Raw genomic sequence first — 19,025 nt, forward strand, 5'->3', positions numbered from 1 at the left:
AAGAAATCCAAAAAATAAAATCTTCACTAGAGTACATTTACTCTTTATTTATTGAAAAAAATGATTATGCAACTAAGAAAAGTGCAATTTATTGAAATAGAGGTATATTAGAATTTATTTGAAGAAAAAGAGAATGCACCAATTAGTATTTCAATGCTGTGCAGGTGAATATGGAAACCAATTGTCGGGGTAATAACGGAAATGGCAGCATATGAAAGAGAGAGGGAATAAAATGAATATAGTGAAATTACGTCCTAAGCAGCGGTCTAAGTATCGCATTATAGTAGGGACATGGTATTACTCTACAAAGAGGTACATTCAGTGGTTAGTAGACGGAAAAACATATGCAAAAAGGTTCCAACAAGAACAGCTGCCATGTACAGCAATTCAGCACCGAACAATACTACTTCGGAAGCTCAAGGATGTAGATATGTGGTATCAAAACAATAAGGTTGTTAATTTAAAAATTGCTATTAAAAAACTTAATGGTATCGTCATTAGACCGGGAGAAACATTTTCTTACTGGCGTTTAATAGGTAAGCCTACGAGGAAAAAAGGGTATGTAGAAGGTATGGTTTTACACTACGGATCTTTTCAAACAGGTATTGGAGGAGGCCTTTGTCAGCTTTCAAATTTAATATATTGGATGACTTTACATACACCGCTGACAGTAACGGAGCGATATCGTCATAGCTTTGATGTCTTTCCTGATTCCAGGCGAACGCAGCCGTTTGGAAGTGGAGCGACGTGCTTTTATAATTATTTGGATTTGCAAATTAAAAATGACACGGATCAACCATATCAACTTCACCTTTATATGACAGAGAAATATTTAGTTGGTGAATGGAGAACAATGTATCCGCAACTTTATCAATATGAAGTTTATGAAAAAGAACACGCCATTCAGCCTGCATACTGGGGTGGTTATATACGACATAATGTGATTCAACGCAGAGTATATAATCAACAGAAGCAGTTTATAGAAGATCAATATGTAACGGAGAATCACGCTATAATGATGTACGAACCACTTTTAGTTTGTAAAAATGAAAATAGTGAGTAATATGGTAAACCCATAGATTATATAGTATAGCATGTATGTAATTCTTATTTTTATCAAAAAAGTATAAATCCTAAATTTACTTGGTTTTCATTGGAATGAAAATAAGAAACACAGATGTGAAAAAGCACTGTGTTTTTTTTATGTATTTATTGGAAAAAAACTCGAATTCTCGGCACAAATGCTCCTTCTTTCTTATTATAGAAGCTATTTTGGACGTAAGAAATTTGTAAGAAATGAGTAAGAAAAAAGAGATTTTCATTGTATAAAATATTTATTATATCTACACATAACACCTGATACTAATAGTATGCTATAATATGAATTAGCAACATACAGGAAAGGAATTAGAAAAATGACCTTACAAAATACTAAAAATTTAAAAAAACAAGTTGCTCCTTTTGAAAAATCAACGATTAAAAAAAGTGTTTGGCAACTTATCAACACAATAGTTCCATTTATTATTTTATGGTACCTTGCTTATAAAAGTTTGTCAGTTTCTTATTGGTTAACATTAGTTCCATCTCTGTTAGCCGCTGGATTTATGACACGAATTTTCATTATTTTTCATGATTGCACCCATTATTCCTTTTTTAAAAGTCGACGTGCAAATAGAATAGTTGGAACATGTATGGGTGTTTTAACTTTATTCCCATTTGATCAATGGGGGCATGAGCATTCTATTCACCACGCTACGAGTGGTAATTTGGATAAGAGGGGTACAGGGGATATTTGGACGCTTACAGTTGATGAATATGTAGCTGCACCATTTAGACTTCGTTTAGCATATCGTTTATATCGCAATCCATTCGTTATGTTTGGATTAGGTCCGATTTATGTTTTCTTGCTTAAAAATAGATTTAACCGAAAAGGTGCAAGACAGAAAGAACGTATGAATACTTATTTGACGAATATATTAATCGTTGCTTTAATAGGGGTACTTTGCTGGGCAATCGGATGGCAATCGTTCCTTTTCGTACATGGTACTATATTCTTAATAGCAGGCTCAATAGGTATTTGGCTGTTTTACGTACAGCACACATTTGAGGATTCTTATTTTGAAGAGGATAAAGATTGGGAATATGTGAAAGCGGCAGTGGAAGGAAGTTCTTTTTATAAGCTTCCAAAAATTTTGCAATTCTTAACTGGTAATATTGGATTCCATCATGTTCACCATTTAAGCCCAAGAGTACCTAACTATAAACTAGAAGAGGCACATAATAATACGCTTCCGTTAAAAAATGTACCAACGATTACGCTTGCTACAAGCTTACAATCACTACGTTTCCGTCTTTGGGATGAGAAAAGTAACAATTTTGTTAGCTTTAAAGATGTCAAAAATATAATTAAAAATAATGTTTCTGTTCGAGTGAAATCTGAACTATAACTTCATCGCATATGAAAAACTCCCCTTAATCATTTTTGATTTAAGGGGAGTTTTTGTTTAAATAGTAGATGATTGATGAGGAGGGGATTTCAAATTGTAATTACGAAGGATTAGGAAATGTCGTTAAGGATAATTGATTCTCGTTTAAATGAAAATGATGAAGTGAAAATAGAGCCTGCTACAAATTTGCAACAGGAATCTATTATGGATAGCCGAAGACATCGGCTGAACAAAATTATCCGTTATCTTAATAGCGAATGATTACAATCGACTATTTCTCCCAAAGCTCGATGAGTCGTCCTTCAGGATCTTTAATCCAAATAAACTTTCCAAATTCACTAACCTCTTCTTTCTTTTCAAGAGGTATACCAATTTGTTCAAGATGGTGAATAGTCTCATGTAGATTATGTACTTGGAAATTTAACATCACTTGTTGTTCTGTTGGAAAATAATTGTCATCTTCATTGAAGAAAGAAAAGATAGTCTCAGTTCCTGATTCGGGTTTAATCACAGTCCCATTCCAATTTTCTATTTCAATCTTCAATACTTCGCTGTACCATTTTTTTATAACATCAATATTTTTAGTTCTCCAAAATATTCCTCCGAATCCTTTGATCATCTTATATAACTCCTGTCTATTTTAAAATTTTTAATGTGACGTAGTATAAATTTAATATATCAAAACAAAGTGGTAATAGTAAGGAAAAGCATCAACTTATGAACAATAAAAAAATAATAATTGCTAACAGCATTTCCTACATTAATTATACCGACATCATCTTTGAAACCAAAGTAAAGGAAAGGAGTGTAGCAATACTGACCCGTTTGAGGATAACACTTGAACGCAAAAACCTCCTGAACAATTCAAAACACGAAGTGCTATAAATAATCATTTCAATAGTATAGAAGAAATAGGGGAATTGTTCCTGAGAAAATGAATGAAGGAATGATAAAAGACCGCACATGAGGTGAAATCCATGCGCGGTCTTCTCTGTATCGTACAGTACTACAAAGGTTCGCTAATTTTACCTTCTTTATGAGTGCTACTGGTGATTTTTTTCTTAATCTTAAAGTGATAGTAAGTGTAGCAAAAGATGATAAATGGTACAGTACAGTAGATTCCTAGTCTTTGATCGGGGATAAAGATAAGACTTACTAATATAATGCCATACAATCCAAAACCAAGAATGGGTACAAGTGGATAAAGTGGAGTTTTGAATTTTAAGTCTTCTAATTTTCCACCTTCAGCTAAATAGCGTTTACGGAAAAAGAATTGAGAAACACAAATTGACATCCAAACAATGATTGTAATGACTCCAGAAATTGAAATAAGCCATAAATAAACCGTTTCAGCAGCTACCACGCTTGTCAAAAGAGAAAAAGCAGAAATAGCTATCGTCAAGATTAAAGCGTTTAGTGGTATTCCTCGTGATGATAATTTCTTTAAAAAGGCTGGCGCCATTTCATTTTTTGATAATGACCAAAGCATGCGAGTTGCGGCGTACAGTCCTGAGTTTGCGACAGAAAGAACAGCGGTAAGAATAACAAAGTTCATAATATCAGCTGCATACGGAATACCGATATTATCAAAAACAGCAACGAATGGGCTCTTTGTTAATCCTGCTTCTTCCCAAGGAATTAAAGCTACGAGAACAAAAATTGCTAAAACGAAGAAAAACATCGTGCGCCATATAATATTTCTAATAGAACGAGGCAAAGTCTTTGCTGGATCTTCACTTTCACCAGCTGCGATTCCGACAAGTTCTGTACCTTGGAAGGAATAATTGACTGTAACCATTGTTAATAGGATAGCGGCAAGTCCATTTGGGAATAAACCACCGTGATTTATGAAATTTGAAAATAGCGGGGCTGGTTCGTTTCCTTTTAAATCAATAAAACCGAACATAGCGGCGCCGCCAAGAATAATGAAAGCGATAATGGCAGATACTTTAATGCTTGAAAACCAAAACTCTGTTTCTGCATAACTACGAGCAGATAATGCGTTTATAGTGAATATGGTAACACCAAATATTAAACACCAAACCCAGACAGGAATATCAGGAAACCAGCGCTGCATCGTAATTCCGGCAGTTGTAAATTCAAGACCGGTCGTATTCGCCCAGCTTAACCAATACAACCATCCGATTGTAAACCCAGTTGCAGGATTAATGAACTTGGTGGCATATTCCTGGAAAGAACCTGAAACAGGCATGGCTACAGCAAGCTCACCAAGACATAGCATAACGAGATACATTAATAATCCACCGGCCATAAAGGCAAGTACGGATCCGCCAGGTCCAGCTTTACTTATAATAAAACCAGATCCGTTAAATAACCCCGTTCCAATCACACCACCGAGTGCAATCATGAATAAATGTCTACTTTTCATTGTGCGCTTTAATTCATTGTTTGTATTGTTTACTTGCGTCATTGTTTTCCTCACTTTCAAAATTGGTAGTATGAAAATTGATTTTTTTCCGTATTATGGAATGTATTCCGTGATGTGAAATATTGTTCTAATTTTCAGATAATTAAAAAGAAAAGTCAATATTTTTTTGTTTGCGTTTTCAAAATGTTGATAGCGTATCTTTTGTTTATTTTGAAAATTAAATAAATTGATTGATTTCAGTTTGAATTTTTGATAAATTGATAGTTAATTAGGCTAAACATACTACAAGTAAAGTTGAGGCGAATTATGGTACAGTCCATTGATCGAGCGATAAGTATTATTAAGCTATTAAATTCTACAAATGAAAAAGAGTATTGGGCTATTTCTGATATAGCTGATGGAACACATCTTCCGGTTAGTACAGTACATAGATTACTTAATTCTCTAATGGAGCATGGGTTAGTTACACAAATTTCAGAAACAAAGCAGTACAAGATTGGGCCAATGTGGATGGAAATAGGATTACGTCAATTGGAGAAGGTAGACTATAGATCTGTTGCAAGGGAAGTGATGAAGCGATTGGCCGCTGAAGTGGAAGAAAGTGTCTATTTGAACATTCCAAATGGAACTCATTCTATTATTATTGAAAGAATTGATAGCCCTTTAAAAATTCGGGTTATCGATAACTTAGGGGAACAGATTCCACTTTCGATTGGCGCCGCAAATAAAACGATGCTTGCCAATATGAAAACGAATGAAATGGAATACATTGTAGAACAATTACTTTCTTCTTTACCAGAACAAAAGCAAATTCTTCTTAATCAAATAAAACAAATAGAAAATGAAGGATATGCTGTAAGTTATGGTGAAAAAACAGAAGGGACAGCTTCAGTAGCTGCACCTATTATCGGATTCAATCATAAAGTAGTAGGAGCATTAAGTGTTGGGTTAATTAGTCATCGTATTAATGATGATCGACTATCTTTTCTTATTAGTAAGGTAAAAGAAGCAGCTCATGAAATTTCAATAAAAATCGGCAGTACATCAGAATTATAATTTTGATAACTGTCGTTATTTTTTATTCATATATTGGAATTGATTTTCATAATGCGGAAAAATAGGGGGGTTACTATGTCAAAGTGGCAATCAAAAGAACAATTGATTCAGTTATTAAGCAATCTTGTTGAAATTCCTAGTATTACAGGTTCAGAAGCTGAAGTTATATTACCAGACTTTGTTGTAGAACAATTATCTGACTTACAGTATTTCAAACAAAATCCGCATCATTTGCAAAAAAATCCGACGGGGGATGGACGATATTTTGTTACCGCCCTAGTAAAGAAAAGTGATAGTACGAAAAATACTGTAATTCTTGTTAGTCATTTTGATGTTGTAGATGTACAAGATTATGGAGTGTGGAAAGAAGATGCATTTCATCCTAAAAAGTTAACATCTATGTTTTACTCTCATAAAGATGAACTACCAGATCATGTACGTGAAGATATAGAACAGGGAGATTGGCTATTTGGTAGAGGGACAATGGATATGAAATGTGGTCTAGCTTTACAAATGGCAATGGTTGAGCAAGCTTGTGAAGGAAGATTTGATGGGAATGTTCTTTTATTAGCTGTTCCAGATGAAGAAGTGAACTCCGTAGGGATGAGAGCAGCTGTTCCGAGATTATTAGATTTAGCAAGAGAACATGATTTAGAATTTAAAACGGTTCTAAATTCAGAGCCTATGTTTTCAAGGCATCCTGGGGACCAAAATAAGTATATTTATACTGGTTCTATTGGGAAGGTGTTACCTGGTTTCCTTTGCTATGGAAAAGAGACACATGTAGGTGAACCTTTTGCAGGCTTAAATGGGAGTTATATGGCTGCATTATTAACAGCAGAATTAGAGTTGAATACGGACCTTTGTGATATTGTAGATGGTGAAGCGAGTCCTCCACCAACTAACTTGCTTCAAAGAGACTTAAAAGAGGACTATTCTGTACAAATTCCGCATCGTGCAGTCACACTATTTAATTTGTTTTTACTAGAAAAATCGATGACAGATGTCGTTTCGTTGCTGCGTCAAAAAGTAACGAAAGTAGCAGAGAAAATCGAAGAGTCTTACGAGAAGCAAGCATATCGTTTTTCTAAATATAATCCGTTCATACCTCCTAATCTTAAAGTAAATGTATTAACGTATGAAGAGCTTATCGCGTATGCAATTGAACAACATGGAAAAGAGACAATAAATGATATTCAATCTAATATTATAAAAAATAGAGAAGATAAAGATGATCGTGCAGTAACAATCGATTTAGTTGATAAATTAGCTATATTATGTAAAGAAAAAGCGCCGATGATTGTACTTTTCTTCGCTCCGCCGTACTATCCAGCTGTGAGTTCACGCAACAATCCTTTCATTAAAGAGGTAGTTGTAGAAATGGAAAAGTATGCTCAATACAATCATAGCATTACATTTGAAAATCAAAATTATTTTGGAGGAATTTCAGATTTAAGCTATGTGGGCTTACAGAACCCATTGGATTCAATGAGTTCTCTTGTAGACAATATGCCATTATGGGATAAAGGCTATTCAATTCCACTTCAGGAATTAGAAGAGTTTGACGTTCCAGTATTAAATATGGGGCCGGTAGGAAAAGATGCACATCAATGGACAGAGCGTCTAGACGTAAATTACGCATTTGAAACGCTATTCGATATGTTACCGATATGTATTGAAAAATTACTTGTATCTAATAAAATTACTCAGTCATAGTTAGGTGTGTATAAAAGTGAATGAATGGAAAACATAACATTCAGAAGGTATAGAAATAGAAGCCAAAAAGAGGATTTGAATATAATTATTTTAATATAATAAAAACAAAACGGGCAAACTCAATCATTTATGAATTTGTCCGTTTATCTTTTGGCGAAAATAGGGGTATGTAAACTACATGTGTATATAGTCAAAAACAGTTTGTAATTAGTGTTTACTTTTTAGTTTGATTAGATAATTCAATAGACTTTTGCGTGCAACGTTGCATAGCTGAAATGATGGCTGTTCGCAAGCCTTTTTCTTCTAATGTTGCTACAGCCTCTATTGTCGTTCCGCCTGGGGAACAAACCATATCTTTCAATGCACCTGGATGTATTCCTGTTTCCAATACCATTTTTGCAGAACCTAACACAGCTTGAGCTGCGAATTTATATGCTTGATTTCTTGGCATACCATCTAGTACAGCAGCATCTGCCATCGCTTCTATAATCATATATACGTATGCTGGCGAAGAACCACTTACAGATGTTACAACATCCATTAATTTTTCGCTTACGATCTCTGTTTGACCAAAACTATTGAAAATGTTTAGTACATCTTCTAAATCTTTTTCTGTAACCATTTCGTTAGGGCATAAAGCAGACATTCCTTCTCCAACAAGAGCAGGAGTATTAGGCATTACTCTCACAACCTTTAATTTTTTATCAAAGGCATCTTCAGTACTATTAATGCTTTTCCCTGCAGCGATTGTTACGACGATAACGTCGTTTTTGATTACTTCTTTTATTTCATTAATTACGGAGGAGTATAAGTCTGGTTTGATTGATAAAATTAAAATATCAGCATTTTTAGCTACTTCATTGTTGTCAGTAGTTGTAGTTATCCCGTATTTTTCACTAGCATTTTTTAAATTCATAGTGTTCAAATCTGAACACATGATTTTATTTGAAGATACTATATTATTGTTTATCATACCGCCAATTATAGCCATCCCCATATTTCCGCATCCGATGAATCCAATTTGTTTGTTCATAATAACTCGATCTTGCTCCTTTTATAATTAATTATATCGGTTTGATATTATTATCTTAGAATAAGAATAACATCCCTGTGCAATATAAAGAAACATTCTAAGAGAATATATTCCTTTTTGCAACACTAAAAGATAAAAATTAATTATATTCGACATTATGTAAATATATACACTATAATTTAAGGTTTTATGCTTATGAATATGAGTTAAACTTATATCAATTTTTATTTTCATTCAGTAGGGCGATAATTTCATACAAGTAACTTGCGGCTCTATTTATTTTTAAAAACACCTCTTGACACCGAATCGAACTATATCGCATAATATAAAAAAATCAGATCGAAAATCGTTGAAGGGAATTAGTACATATGTCTTCTTACGAAAGAGAGTGGAATTCACCGGCTGAAAGATTCCTCGTATAGAATGTATCGAACCTATCCCTGAGTCTTAAATGAAAGTTTAGGCGTTCGCCTGCGTTATAGGCGTCAAGTGGATATCTATGTATATCAATCAAGGTGGTACCGCGGAACAGTGACCGTTTCGTCCTTATTATTTTATTAAGGGCGAAGCGGTCATTTTTATTTTGCTCTTTCATACTACAGGGCAGCATGGATGAGAATAAATATAGCTGCAAACTGAATGAATAGAAGTGTAATGTATAAAAACTTTGATTTTAGACTTGGGGGTTACAAAAGTGAAAAAACAACGAATTGTTGTAAAGATAGGGAGTAGTTCCTTGGCAGATAGTCATGGAGGCATTTCTAAAGAACAACTTTCAGATCACGTTGCCGCATTGGCACGACTGAAACAGGAAGGGCATGAAGTTTTGTTAATTACATCTGGAGCCGTCGCAGCAGGTTTTTCTGCTCTTGGGTATCCTAGCAGACCAGTGACAACTAAAGGGAAACAGGCTGCAGCAGCTGTCGGACAAAGTTTATTAATGCAGGCGTACACAGAGGAGTTCCGTAAATATGATATTGTTACTGCACAACTTTTATTAACGAGAAGTGATTTTTCTAGAAAAGAACAATACAGTAACGCGTACGCTACTTTAGGAGAGCTACTAAACCGTTCCGCTCTTCCTATCATCAATGAAAATGATTCCATTTCTTTAGAGGAGCTGACGTTCGGTGATAATGATATGCTGTCAGCTTTAGTAAGCGGACTTGTGTCGGCAGATATGCTTATGATTTTTACGGATGTGAACGGTTTATATGACAAAAATCCTCAAAAAAATACGGATGCGAAAAAATATTATTTTCTTCCTGAAGTTACGGAAGAAATCGCTTCTCTTGCTGGAGATGCTGGTTCAAAACTTGGGACTGGCGGTATGAAATCAAAAATCGATGCTGCAAAGACGGCACTATCTCTTGGAGTGAGTGTATTTATCGGAACAGGACGTGGACAGGAAAAGTTTTTAGATGTTTTGAAGGGCAAAGGTGATGGAACGTATATCGGTAATGCTCCTCAAAAAGTAATTAAAATGAACAAGCAATGGATCGCCTTGCATTCGCTTGTTAGCGGTCAAATTGAAGTAGATGCCGGGGCAGCTACTGCTATCATTCAACATGGAAAGAGCCTTCTTCCTGCTGGTGTTACAAATGTGTCAGGATTTTTCCAAGTGGGTGAAGTCGTGGAAGTAATTACGCAACAAGGGCGCGTAATAGGAAAAGGACAATGCACATATAGCGCGGAGGAACTAAGGAATTTAAAAGGTATGCAAAGCCAAGATATTCAAGCAAGAGGCGAAAGGCATAATTATGAAGTCATCCATAGAGATCATTGGGTTTCATTTTAAGAAAAGAGAGCACGCAAATTTGAATGGGCAGGTAAGTTTTAGATACTCGTGTTAAATGGTTCTCAAATAATATACTGATTAACCTTTAAAAAGGAGGAAATAAAAATGAATGAAGTGTTGGCAAAGGGGAAAAAAGCGAAAGAAGTTGCTAGAGAACTTGTGCTTACATCTACAAATCAAAAAAATGAAGCACTTACCGCAATTGCTGATCAGTTGATAGTAGAAACAGCTTATATTGTAGAGGAAAACAAACGGGATATTGAAGAAGGTAAGGCAAAAGGATTTTCTGAGTCACTCCTTGATCGTCTTATGCTGAATGAACAACGTATCATTGATATGACTGAGGGAATTAAGCAGCTAATTGATTTACGTGATCCTGTTGGGGAATGTGTAAGTGCATGGGAAAGACCAAATGGACTATCTATTCAGGAGATGCGAGTACCACTTGGTGTTGTCGGGATGATTTACGAGGCAAGGCCGAATGTGACAGTAGATGCTGCTACAATTTGTTTGAAAACAGGAAATGCAGTCATATTGCGTGGTAGTTCTTCCGCTATCCATTCTAATAAAGCGATCGTTGCTGTAATTCACCGAGCGCTCAAACAAACGAGCTTGCCTCAAGAAAGTGTACAGCTCATAGAAGATACGACGCGAGATAGCGCGAAGCAGTTATTTACATTAAATGACTACTTGGATGTTCTTATCCCAAGAGGTGGCAAGCAATTAATCGATACTGTAGTAAGAGAAGCGTCTGTTCCAGTACTTGAAACAGGTGCGGGAAATTGTCATATTTTCATTGATGAAACAGCGGATAAACAAATGGCATTTAATATTATTATAAATGCAAAAACGCAGCGTCCATCTGTATGTAATGCAATTGAAACGATTATACTTCATGAAAAGTGGGCGCAGCAATTTGGTAGCGAACTGTTTTCTTTATTGAAGGAAAGAGGCGTGGAGCTACGTGGTGATAAGAAAGCATTGGCAATTGATTCTTCTATTGCATTCGCTTCAGAAGAGGATTGGGAAACTGAGTTTTTATCTCTCACGCTAGCAGTTAAAGTCGTTTCTACAGTAGAAGAAGCGATTCATCACATAAATACGTATGGATCTATGCATTCTGAAGCGATTATTTCAGAAAACGAGGAAAACGTCAGCAAGTTTTTCACATCCGTTGATGCCGCAGCACTTTATCATAATGCATCGACTCGTTTTACGGATGGATCTGAATTCGGATTTGGCGCAGAAATTGGCATCAGTACGCAAAAGCTACACGTAAGGGGACCAATGGGGCTTCCTGCATTAACTTCTACAAAATATGTGATTCGTGGGAATGGACAGATTCGGGGATAAAAATTATAAAAGAAAAAGTGAAATAATAACGAAAGACACCCAATTTCATTTAGGTGTCTTTCGTTATTATAAGTATTGATTTACCACACAAAAAGCCCCACGAGCATAGCACTTAACAAGGAAACAGCCATTCCGCTAACAAGAAGCTTCCAAACATTTTTACCGATTATTGATGATTTTTCTCCGCCAAATAATGAATTGTAAGTTCCGTATATCATACCTACTGTACTAAAGTTAGCAAAAGAGGCTAGAAATGTAGTTGCAACAGCAATCGTATGCGGTTGTAAAGACTTTAAGTTTGATTTTAAATCCATCATGGCAACAAATTCATTCGTTGTGATTTTGATTCCCATTAATTCAGCTACATACATAGCATCTTTACCTGTTAAACCGAGTAAAAAAGCAAAGGGGCTAAAGATAATGGAGAAGATTTTTTGAATTGTTAAACCTGCTACAAAAAAGCTTAAAATACCATTTAAACATGCTGTTAAAGCTACATATCCAATTACCATAGCTAAAATAACGATTACCATATTCATTCCGACTAACATGCTGTTTGAAATAGTAGAAAAGAAATCTTTTTTTTCATTTTTTGAAGGTTTATAAACAACATCTTCTTCTTTCGTAACTTCAATAGGATTTAAAACATTCGCTAAAATTAATGCGTTAATACAGTTTAAAGGAATAGCGCTGAAAATATATGTTGCTGGAACCATTGATAGATAAGCACCAAGAATGGATCCGCTAACACTACTCATACTCATAATTCCAAAAGTCAACAAACGATTTTCTTTTAAAACAGATAATTGATCACGAACAACCGCAAGTGCTTCCGTATTTCCTAAAAACATCATTTGAATGGAAAAGAAACTTTCTAACTTTGGTAAACGAGAAATCTTAGAAATAAGTGCACCAACTTTATCAATGATCCAAGTTAAGACTCCAAAATAGGAAAGGATATCAAAAAAAGTGATAACAAAAATGATAGGAAGTAAGGCGCTAAAGAAGAAATCAACTGTTTGATTTTCCATAGCTGAAGGAAATGCAAAACGAATACCTTCATTCGCGCACGATAGTAGCCAACTGAAAAATGACGCAATTTTATTAATGATAATACTGCCCAATTTGGTGCCTAACATAAACCACGTAATAAAAAGCTCCAATATGATTAGAATAACGATTGGTCTCCATTTTATTTTTCTTTTATTAGGCGAACAAAGGAAGACGATTAATATTACAACAAAAATCCCTAACATATTTAATATGAAATGCATGTCAACAACTCCTTGAGGCTTATTATTTGTATATAAAAAAGCCTCTATTCTTCCAAATTTGGATTATAATCAGGAGTTATGAAGAATGTGAATTATGTTTAGCATTCATCTATTTCAATTAATGTACTACCAATTAATGTTTTCGCTTTATAAAGTATATGTATTAGGAATGTAAAGCAACAAATTAAATCTATTGACGGAACGAAGGATAACTAATAACTGCATCCATTTTTAAATTGTTTAGGCGAAATACCAGTATGTTTTTTAAATACCTTTGTAAAATGACTTTGGTCGTGAAAATTTAGTAATGTAGAAATTTCGGATATAGAATGTCTCGTATATGTCATTAACTTTTTTGACTCATCGACTTTCGCACGCTGAATATATTCATTTAAAGAAATTCCAACTTCTTTTTTGAAAAGGGAAGATAAATAACTAGGGTTTAATGTGACTATTTCTGCAAGGATATTTAGTGTAATATCACCATAAAGATGAGTGAATATATAATTTTGACATACGTGTATATGTTTTGAATGTTGCTGCATTGTACTATTTTTGACACGTTCTGCAAACTCAAGTAAAGCATTCTCTAAAAAAGGGGGTATTGCTTCATTTTTATGTATTTCTTCGAGTTTTTGTATAAATAAATCACTAATAGTATATGCGATTTCAGGGAAAACTCCGCCTTCAATAGCAGATCTAGTTGCAAGTGTAATAGCTGCAATGGCAGAATTCTTTTGGCTTCGCAGGTGACTTGTCTTTGATAACACCCCAAGTTCTCCTGATTCAGGTAATCTCCTTAGATTTTTAATTAACTCCTCCTTTTTCCCTTGCTTAATACATTCAAATATTTTCCTCTCGGCTAGTGGATCGATATGAGTTAATGTACTTTGTCGTTGCTCTGATATATGTACATCAGGCTGTTCAATTTCGAATTCCGCCTTTTTTATTAGCATGTTTTTCTGCAGTATATCAGCTATGTCCAACTGTTTCTGATATAGCATGTAATAAAGCACTAAACTTACATTTAAAAAACTCATATTATTTAATACGGGTAGAGAACGATAATATCGAATCATTTCTTCTTTGTTTATTTTTAGTTGAAGATCATTAACAATGCCATTAATTGATGTTTCTGATAGCCTGGAATAAAGGACTGGTCCAACAATTATATTCCCACTAATTTGGTCGTTCAAACGCAGATGAATTGCGAAAAAGTTTTCGAGAAAGGCGGTCTCTACTAGTGACGGAAAAGTATAGGAAGGCTGTTCCTTATATAGTTCATTCAGTATTGCCTCTTTGGAAGAATACATAGGGTTATGCAGAATATTGGACGAGATTTCAAATACTAAATCTCCTTTGTTAGTAAGAAAATAGATAGGTGTTTTATGTAGATCAAAGACTAGCTTACAAATATAATATAGATCTTCTCGTTTGGAGCAATTCATTATTTTAACCTCTATTCTTTAAAAAACAGCTAAAATTTTTACAAGTAGTCTAAAAAATATACCATAATATCTGAAAGATAATAACTATAATATCATTAAGAAAGCGTTTACTTATATGTTTTTTAGGAGGGCTATCATGAAAAGAGATATTAAGAAAATCATTTCTGAAATGACGCTAGAAGAAAAGGCAAGTCTATGTTCTGGATTAGACTTTTGGAATACAAAAGGGATTGAACGATTAGGGATTCCATCAATTATGGTAACTGATGGACCACATGGTCTAAGAAAACAGGCAGAGGGAGCAGATCACTTAGGGATTTATAACAGTATTCCATCGACTTGTTTCCCTTCAGCAGTAGGGTTAGCAAGTACATGGAATAAAGACTTAATACATGAAGTAGGAGTTGCATTAGGAGAAGAATGTCAGGCTGAACATGTAGGTGTTCTCCTTGGACCAGGTGCAAATATTAAACGTTCACCGCTATGCGGAAGAAATTTTGAATATTTTTCAGAGGACCCGTATTTATCATCGCAAATGGCTATAAATCATGTTAAAGGCGTCCAAAGTCAAGGCATTGGAACGTCATTAAAGCATTTCGCAGCTAATAATCAAGAGCATCGCAGAATGTCTGTAGATGCAATTGTTGATGAAAGAACTTTACGTGAAATTTACCTTGCAAGCTTTGAAGATGTTATTAAGGAAGCACAGCCTTGGACAGTAATGAGTGCTTACAATAAAGTAAATGGTGAATACGCTTCGGAAAATAACTATTTGTTACATGATATTTTAAAAGATGAATGGGGATTTGAAGGCTTTGTCGTATCTGATTGGGGCGCAGTAAATGAACGTGTTGCAAGTTTAGCGAACGGTTTAGAGTTAGAAATGCCTTCAAGTTTTGGAATTGGTGAGAAGAAAATTATTGATGCAATTCATTGTGGTGAGCTAAGTGTAGAAAAGCTTGATCAAGCAGTTGAGCGTCTTCTTTACATTATTTTTAAAGCTTATGATAATCAATTAGAAAACGCTACGTATAGTAAGGACATGCATCATCAGCTTGCAAGGGAAGTTGCAAGTGAAAGTATGGTTATGTTACAAAATGAAGATTCCATTCTTCCGCTAAAAAAAGAGGGGACGGTAGCGGTAATTGGAGAATTTGCAAAGCAACCACGTTATCAAGGCGGCGGAAGCTCTCATATTAATCCAACAAAGCTTGCAAGTATTTTTGAAGAACTTGAAATGGTATCAGGTGAAAAAACGAACATTTTATTTGCACAAGGCTATGATCTTGCAAGCGATGACGTAGATGAAAACTTGATTAATGAAGCAAAAAAAATAGCTGAGAGCGCAGATACAGCTGTCCTTTTCGTTGGGCTTCCAGATCGTTATGAATCAGAAGGCTTTGATCGAAAACATTTACAAATGCCAGAAAATCACGTGCAATTAATTGAGGCTATTGCTGAAGTTCAAAGTAATATCGTTGTAGTTTTAAGTAATGGTGCGCCAATTGAAATGCCATGGATAGGTAAAGTAAAAGGAATACTTGAAGGCTATTTAGGTGGCCAAGCATTAGGCGGAGCAATTGCTGATTTATTATTTGGTGATGCGAATCCAAGTGGGAAGCTAGCAGAAACATTCCCGGAAATTTTAAGCGATAATCCTTCTTACTTAAACTTCCCGGGTGAAGGTGATAAAGTAGAATATAAAGAAGGTGTGTTCGTTGGATACCGTTATTATGATGCAAAAAATATTGAACCATTGTTCCCATTTGGCTTTGGGTTAAGTTATACAAACTTTGAGTATAGTAAACTTTCAATAAGTAAAAACGAGATAAAGGATACGGATACTGTTTCTGTTCTTGTAAACGTGAAAAATGCTGGTAGTATAGCTGGGAAAGAAATTGTTCAGCTGTATATAAAAGATGTTGAAAGTAGTATGATTCGTCCTGAAAAAGAATTAAAAGGATTTGAAAAAGTAGAGTTGCAACCGGGAGAAGAAAAAACGGTTAGTTTTACTTTAAATAACAGGTCATTTGCTTATTATAATGTTGAATTGAAGGACTGGCATGTTGAAACAGGTGAATTCGAAATTTTAGTAGGAAAGTCTTCAAGAGAGATTGTTTTACAAGATAAAATATTCGTTCAATCAACAACTATAATTAAAAAAACAGTGCATCGGAATACGTTACTAGGGGACATATTTGCGGACCGAATGTTAGCACCAATTGCAAAAGAGCTTATGGAAAAAGCATTAAAAGACAGCCCGTTTGCAAGTATGGCTGAAGGGGATAGTGATGCCTCTGAAATGATGGATGCTATGCTAAATTACATGCCGTTACGAGCGTTAGTAAACTTTAGTGCAGGCGCATTTACAGAAGAAATGTTAAGTGAAATAATTGAGCTATTGAACGATGCGCAAATGAATCAATAAGCGGCGAATGTGAAGAGGTTAGATGGAAGATAACGGTCTGGAAATACCCAATTGGTTTGGGCTAATAATGTATACTTAATATGAATAAACATAGATTTTCAAAAAGCAAATGAGAGTTAGCATCTCATTTGCTTTTTGAAAATCTATTCAGCTAATGTAAAATCAAATAATTGTTCATCATCTACAGTAGGCCCATTTAGTTCTTTGTAATGTGGGACATTGATATAAAAAGGTCCTTCGGTAGATTCCCACTTATTATCTGTAGCAATAAAAGTAATTTTATAAAACCTAACGTTTTCACTTCTTTCGGTTCGTATCTAGACTATGTCTGTTACGATGCTATTTTTCTTATTACTTTATCTTGGGTAATAGTAGTAATTACGGGAGAGAAGTTGATGTAACAGTTAACTGCGTTCAATTGTTTTGTGGCATGTTAAACTTAAGCAATTTTAATCATTATTTATAAATAAGAACGATGAGTTGGCCATGAACCTTGGAGTTTCCGAAGTTGTATAATTTGTCCTGTATGATAAGCATCGTGCAAAAGGATATTCATATATTGTTGCCAAACAGGTAGAGAAGGAATCGGTTGATCCAGTTCTGCTTCTTGAAGAGATGTTAATGAAGATTGTAAGGCATCATGTACTTGAAGCGTTCGCTTTACTGTTTGTTGCCAAGTATACTTTTTTAATTCTTTTTTAATAAACATCTTTTGTACTCTTAACTTTAGTAATTGCAAAAATAAACATACGCTTTCTACATTATTTTTCTCCATGTAATACATTCTCCTTTCTCTTCAATATGCCTGCCCTATAGTAGAACAAGAATATGAACTGCAACGTATAAAAGAGCTAAAAAAAGGAACCTCCATTATTAATAAGGTATTTAACAATCGGCGTTTTAATGGAGTAAGGATTAAAAAGATTATCATAGTCTTTAATTTTCGGTAATTGTAATATAATTCTAAAAATATAGAAGGTATAATTCGATAATTATAGAATTCAATATATAGCAAATAAGGAGGGGATCAAATGGAAGTCTTTCATGTAACGAGTAGAAAGAGGGAAACGTACCATATTCAAATGAAGTATTCGATACTTTTCGAATGTGCACTTGGCATTGCGGCAATTACTCATAAAAGGTTAATAGACACACTTGAAAAATCCCAAAGCGAATGGGAAGAAATTAGACAATCATTAACAGAAGAAATGAGGGAGCACTTACAGTTTGTAGAAGAGCATAATACGTGGAAAGCGCTGCTTCAGTTGTTGTATGAAGGAGATTTTCAAAATCTATCACAGTTTATTGCGAATATCGATTCGCTTTCAGAAGAAGATTTAAAGTATATATGTTTACCCTTTGTAGGAGAGAAATATGAAGAAAAAAGACGTTTAGCAGGAAATGGAGACGTAACTGCAATACAAAAATTAAAGGAACTGACACAGGATCATCAGTTTTTCTCTACGTATATTAGCTTTATATGTAATAGTGATATACAAGAACTAAAGGACCATTTTATCGCCGTTATGACAGGATGGTATGAGAGTGTTATTAAAAAAGAGGAAGAGCAATTACTTTCTATATTAGAGCGAGACTATGAAGCAAAGAATGAAATGAATAAAAAGATGAAACCGGAAGAGTTTGTCGAGTGGGCGACTGGTGGCGTTAACTATATGCCAGAGCCAAGTGTTCATTACGTACTTCTTATCCCGCAACTGACGTACAGGCCGTGGAATATAGAAGCTGATATTGAAGATACGAAAGTGTTTCATTATCCTGTCGCAAATGAAAGTATACATCCAGAAGATCCGTATGAGCCGAATTATTTTTTAGTTCAAAAACATAAAGCACTTGGGGATGAAGCGAGATTACGAATTGTAAAAATGTTGTTTGAAAAAGAACGTACATTGCAGAAAATTACGGAAAGACTGCAACTTGGTAAATCGACAGTGCATCATCATTTAAAATTATTACGTTCGGCTAAGTTAGTTGATATACATGACGGAAAATATGTATTGAGAAAAAAAGCAGTGCAGTCGTTAGCGAAAGAATTAGATGTATTTTTAAATAGATAATATACAAC

Annotated in this window: 15 protein-coding genes and 1 other annotated feature; of the genes, 9 read left to right on the plus strand and 6 right to left on the minus strand. The window is 34.7% G+C overall.

Annotated features, from left to right (window positions below; translation table 11 throughout):
* Positions 1 to 232: 232 nt before the first annotated feature.
* From A6J74_RS01725 to A6J74_RS29890, 3 genes are all read left to right on the plus strand, one after another.
* Positions 233 to 1,063 (plus strand): VanW family protein, encoded by an 831-nt coding sequence (locus tag A6J74_RS01725; protein ID WP_001028385.1) that lies wholly within the window; start codon positions 233 to 235, stop codon positions 1,061 to 1,063.
* A gap of 352 nt (positions 1,064 to 1,415) precedes the next feature.
* Positions 1,416 to 2,447 carry a Delta(5) desaturase DesA gene (gene desA / locus A6J74_RS01730; RefSeq protein ID WP_000174972.1) on the plus strand — a complete coding sequence of 344 codons (1,032 nt, stop codon included), beginning with the start codon at positions 1,416 to 1,418 and terminating at the stop codon, positions 2,445 to 2,447.
* Between the two features lie 117 nt (positions 2,448 to 2,564).
* A complete protein-coding gene (locus tag A6J74_RS29890) occupies positions 2,565 to 2,708 on the plus strand; it encodes a hypothetical protein (protein WP_000058622.1) in 144 nt (47 codons plus the stop codon).
* Positions 2,709 to 2,718: 10 nt separating this feature from the next.
* On the opposite strand, the gene A6J74_RS01735 is transcribed toward A6J74_RS29890, so the two are convergent.
* Together A6J74_RS01735 and A6J74_RS01740 are read right to left on the minus strand one after the other, a co-directional pair.
* Positions 2,719 to 3,066: a VOC family protein gene (locus A6J74_RS01735; protein WP_000589583.1), complete on the minus strand. Its 348-nt coding sequence runs from the start codon at positions 3,064 to 3,066 to the stop codon at positions 2,719 to 2,721.
* Positions 3,067 to 3,453: 387 nt separating this feature from the next.
* Positions 3,454 to 4,878 carry an amino acid permease gene (locus tag A6J74_RS01740; protein ID WP_000195517.1) on the minus strand — a complete coding sequence of 475 codons (1,425 nt, stop codon included), beginning with the start codon at positions 4,876 to 4,878 and terminating at the stop codon, positions 3,454 to 3,456.
* Positions 4,879 to 5,142: 264 nt separating this feature from the next.
* Here A6J74_RS01740 and A6J74_RS01745 point away from each other — a divergent pair, with 264 nt between their 5' ends.
* Complete coding sequence (locus A6J74_RS01745) at positions 5,143 to 5,892, plus strand: IclR family transcriptional regulator (protein ID WP_000250754.1); 750 nt, start codon at positions 5,143 to 5,145, stop codon at positions 5,890 to 5,892.
* A 75-nt stretch (positions 5,893 to 5,967) separates the two neighbouring features.
* On the plus strand, positions 5,968 to 7,608 hold the full coding sequence (locus A6J74_RS01750; RefSeq protein WP_000049536.1) for a M20/M25/M40 family metallo-hydrolase: 1,641 nt from the start codon (positions 5,968 to 5,970) through the stop codon (positions 7,606 to 7,608).
* 214 nt (positions 7,609 to 7,822) lie between these two features.
* On the opposite strand, the gene proC is transcribed toward A6J74_RS01750, so the two are convergent.
* Entirely contained in the window at positions 7,823 to 8,641 is an 819-nt protein-coding gene (gene proC, locus A6J74_RS01755; RefSeq protein WP_001041316.1) for a pyrroline-5-carboxylate reductase, read from the minus strand.
* 340 nt (positions 8,642 to 8,981) lie between these two features.
* Positions 8,982 to 9,192: a binding site (T-box leader), on the plus strand.
* 143 nt (positions 9,193 to 9,335) lie between these two features.
* Between proC and proB the strand changes: the two genes are divergently transcribed.
* Positions 9,336 to 10,439: a glutamate 5-kinase gene (gene proB / locus A6J74_RS01765; RefSeq protein ID WP_000744733.1), complete on the plus strand. Its 1,104-nt coding sequence runs from the start codon at positions 9,336 to 9,338 to the stop codon at positions 10,437 to 10,439.
* A gap of 105 nt (positions 10,440 to 10,544) precedes the next feature.
* Positions 10,545 to 11,792 carry a glutamate-5-semialdehyde dehydrogenase gene (locus tag A6J74_RS01770; RefSeq protein WP_001006647.1) on the plus strand — a complete coding sequence of 416 codons (1,248 nt, stop codon included), beginning with the start codon at positions 10,545 to 10,547 and terminating at the stop codon, positions 11,790 to 11,792.
* 80 nt (positions 11,793 to 11,872) lie between these two features.
* Here A6J74_RS01770 and A6J74_RS01775 read toward each other — a convergent pair whose 3' ends face one another.
* Positions 11,873 to 13,066 carry a nucleoside transporter C-terminal domain-containing protein gene (locus tag A6J74_RS01775; RefSeq protein ID WP_000545491.1) on the minus strand — a complete coding sequence of 398 codons (1,194 nt, stop codon included), beginning with the start codon at positions 13,064 to 13,066 and terminating at the stop codon, positions 11,873 to 11,875.
* 212 nt (positions 13,067 to 13,278) lie between these two features.
* Entirely contained in the window at positions 13,279 to 14,514 is a 1,236-nt protein-coding gene (locus A6J74_RS01780) for a helix-turn-helix domain-containing protein (protein WP_000995838.1), read from the minus strand.
* 136 nt (positions 14,515 to 14,650) lie between these two features.
* Here A6J74_RS01780 and A6J74_RS01785 point away from each other — a divergent pair, with 136 nt between their 5' ends.
* Positions 14,651 to 16,942 carry a glycoside hydrolase family 3 C-terminal domain-containing protein gene (locus A6J74_RS01785; RefSeq protein ID WP_000817448.1) on the plus strand — a complete coding sequence of 764 codons (2,292 nt, stop codon included), beginning with the start codon at positions 14,651 to 14,653 and terminating at the stop codon, positions 16,940 to 16,942.
* Between the two features lie 460 nt (positions 16,943 to 17,402).
* Here A6J74_RS01785 and A6J74_RS01790 read toward each other — a convergent pair whose 3' ends face one another.
* Positions 17,403 to 17,717: a hypothetical protein gene (locus A6J74_RS01790; protein ID WP_000414474.1), complete on the minus strand. Its 315-nt coding sequence runs from the start codon at positions 17,715 to 17,717 to the stop codon at positions 17,403 to 17,405.
* A 256-nt stretch (positions 17,718 to 17,973) separates the two neighbouring features.
* Between A6J74_RS01790 and A6J74_RS01795 the strand changes: the two genes are divergently transcribed.
* On the plus strand, positions 17,974 to 19,017 hold the full coding sequence (locus A6J74_RS01795) for an ArsR/SmtB family transcription factor (RefSeq protein ID WP_000451628.1): 1,044 nt from the start codon (positions 17,974 to 17,976) through the stop codon (positions 19,015 to 19,017).
* Positions 19,018 to 19,025 lie beyond the last annotated feature (8 nt).

The sequence above is a fragment of the Bacillus sp. FDAARGOS_235 genome (assembly GCF_002073415.2).
Taxonomy (GTDB): Bacteria; Bacillota; Bacilli; order Bacillales; family Bacillaceae_G; genus Bacillus_A; species Bacillus_A toyonensis.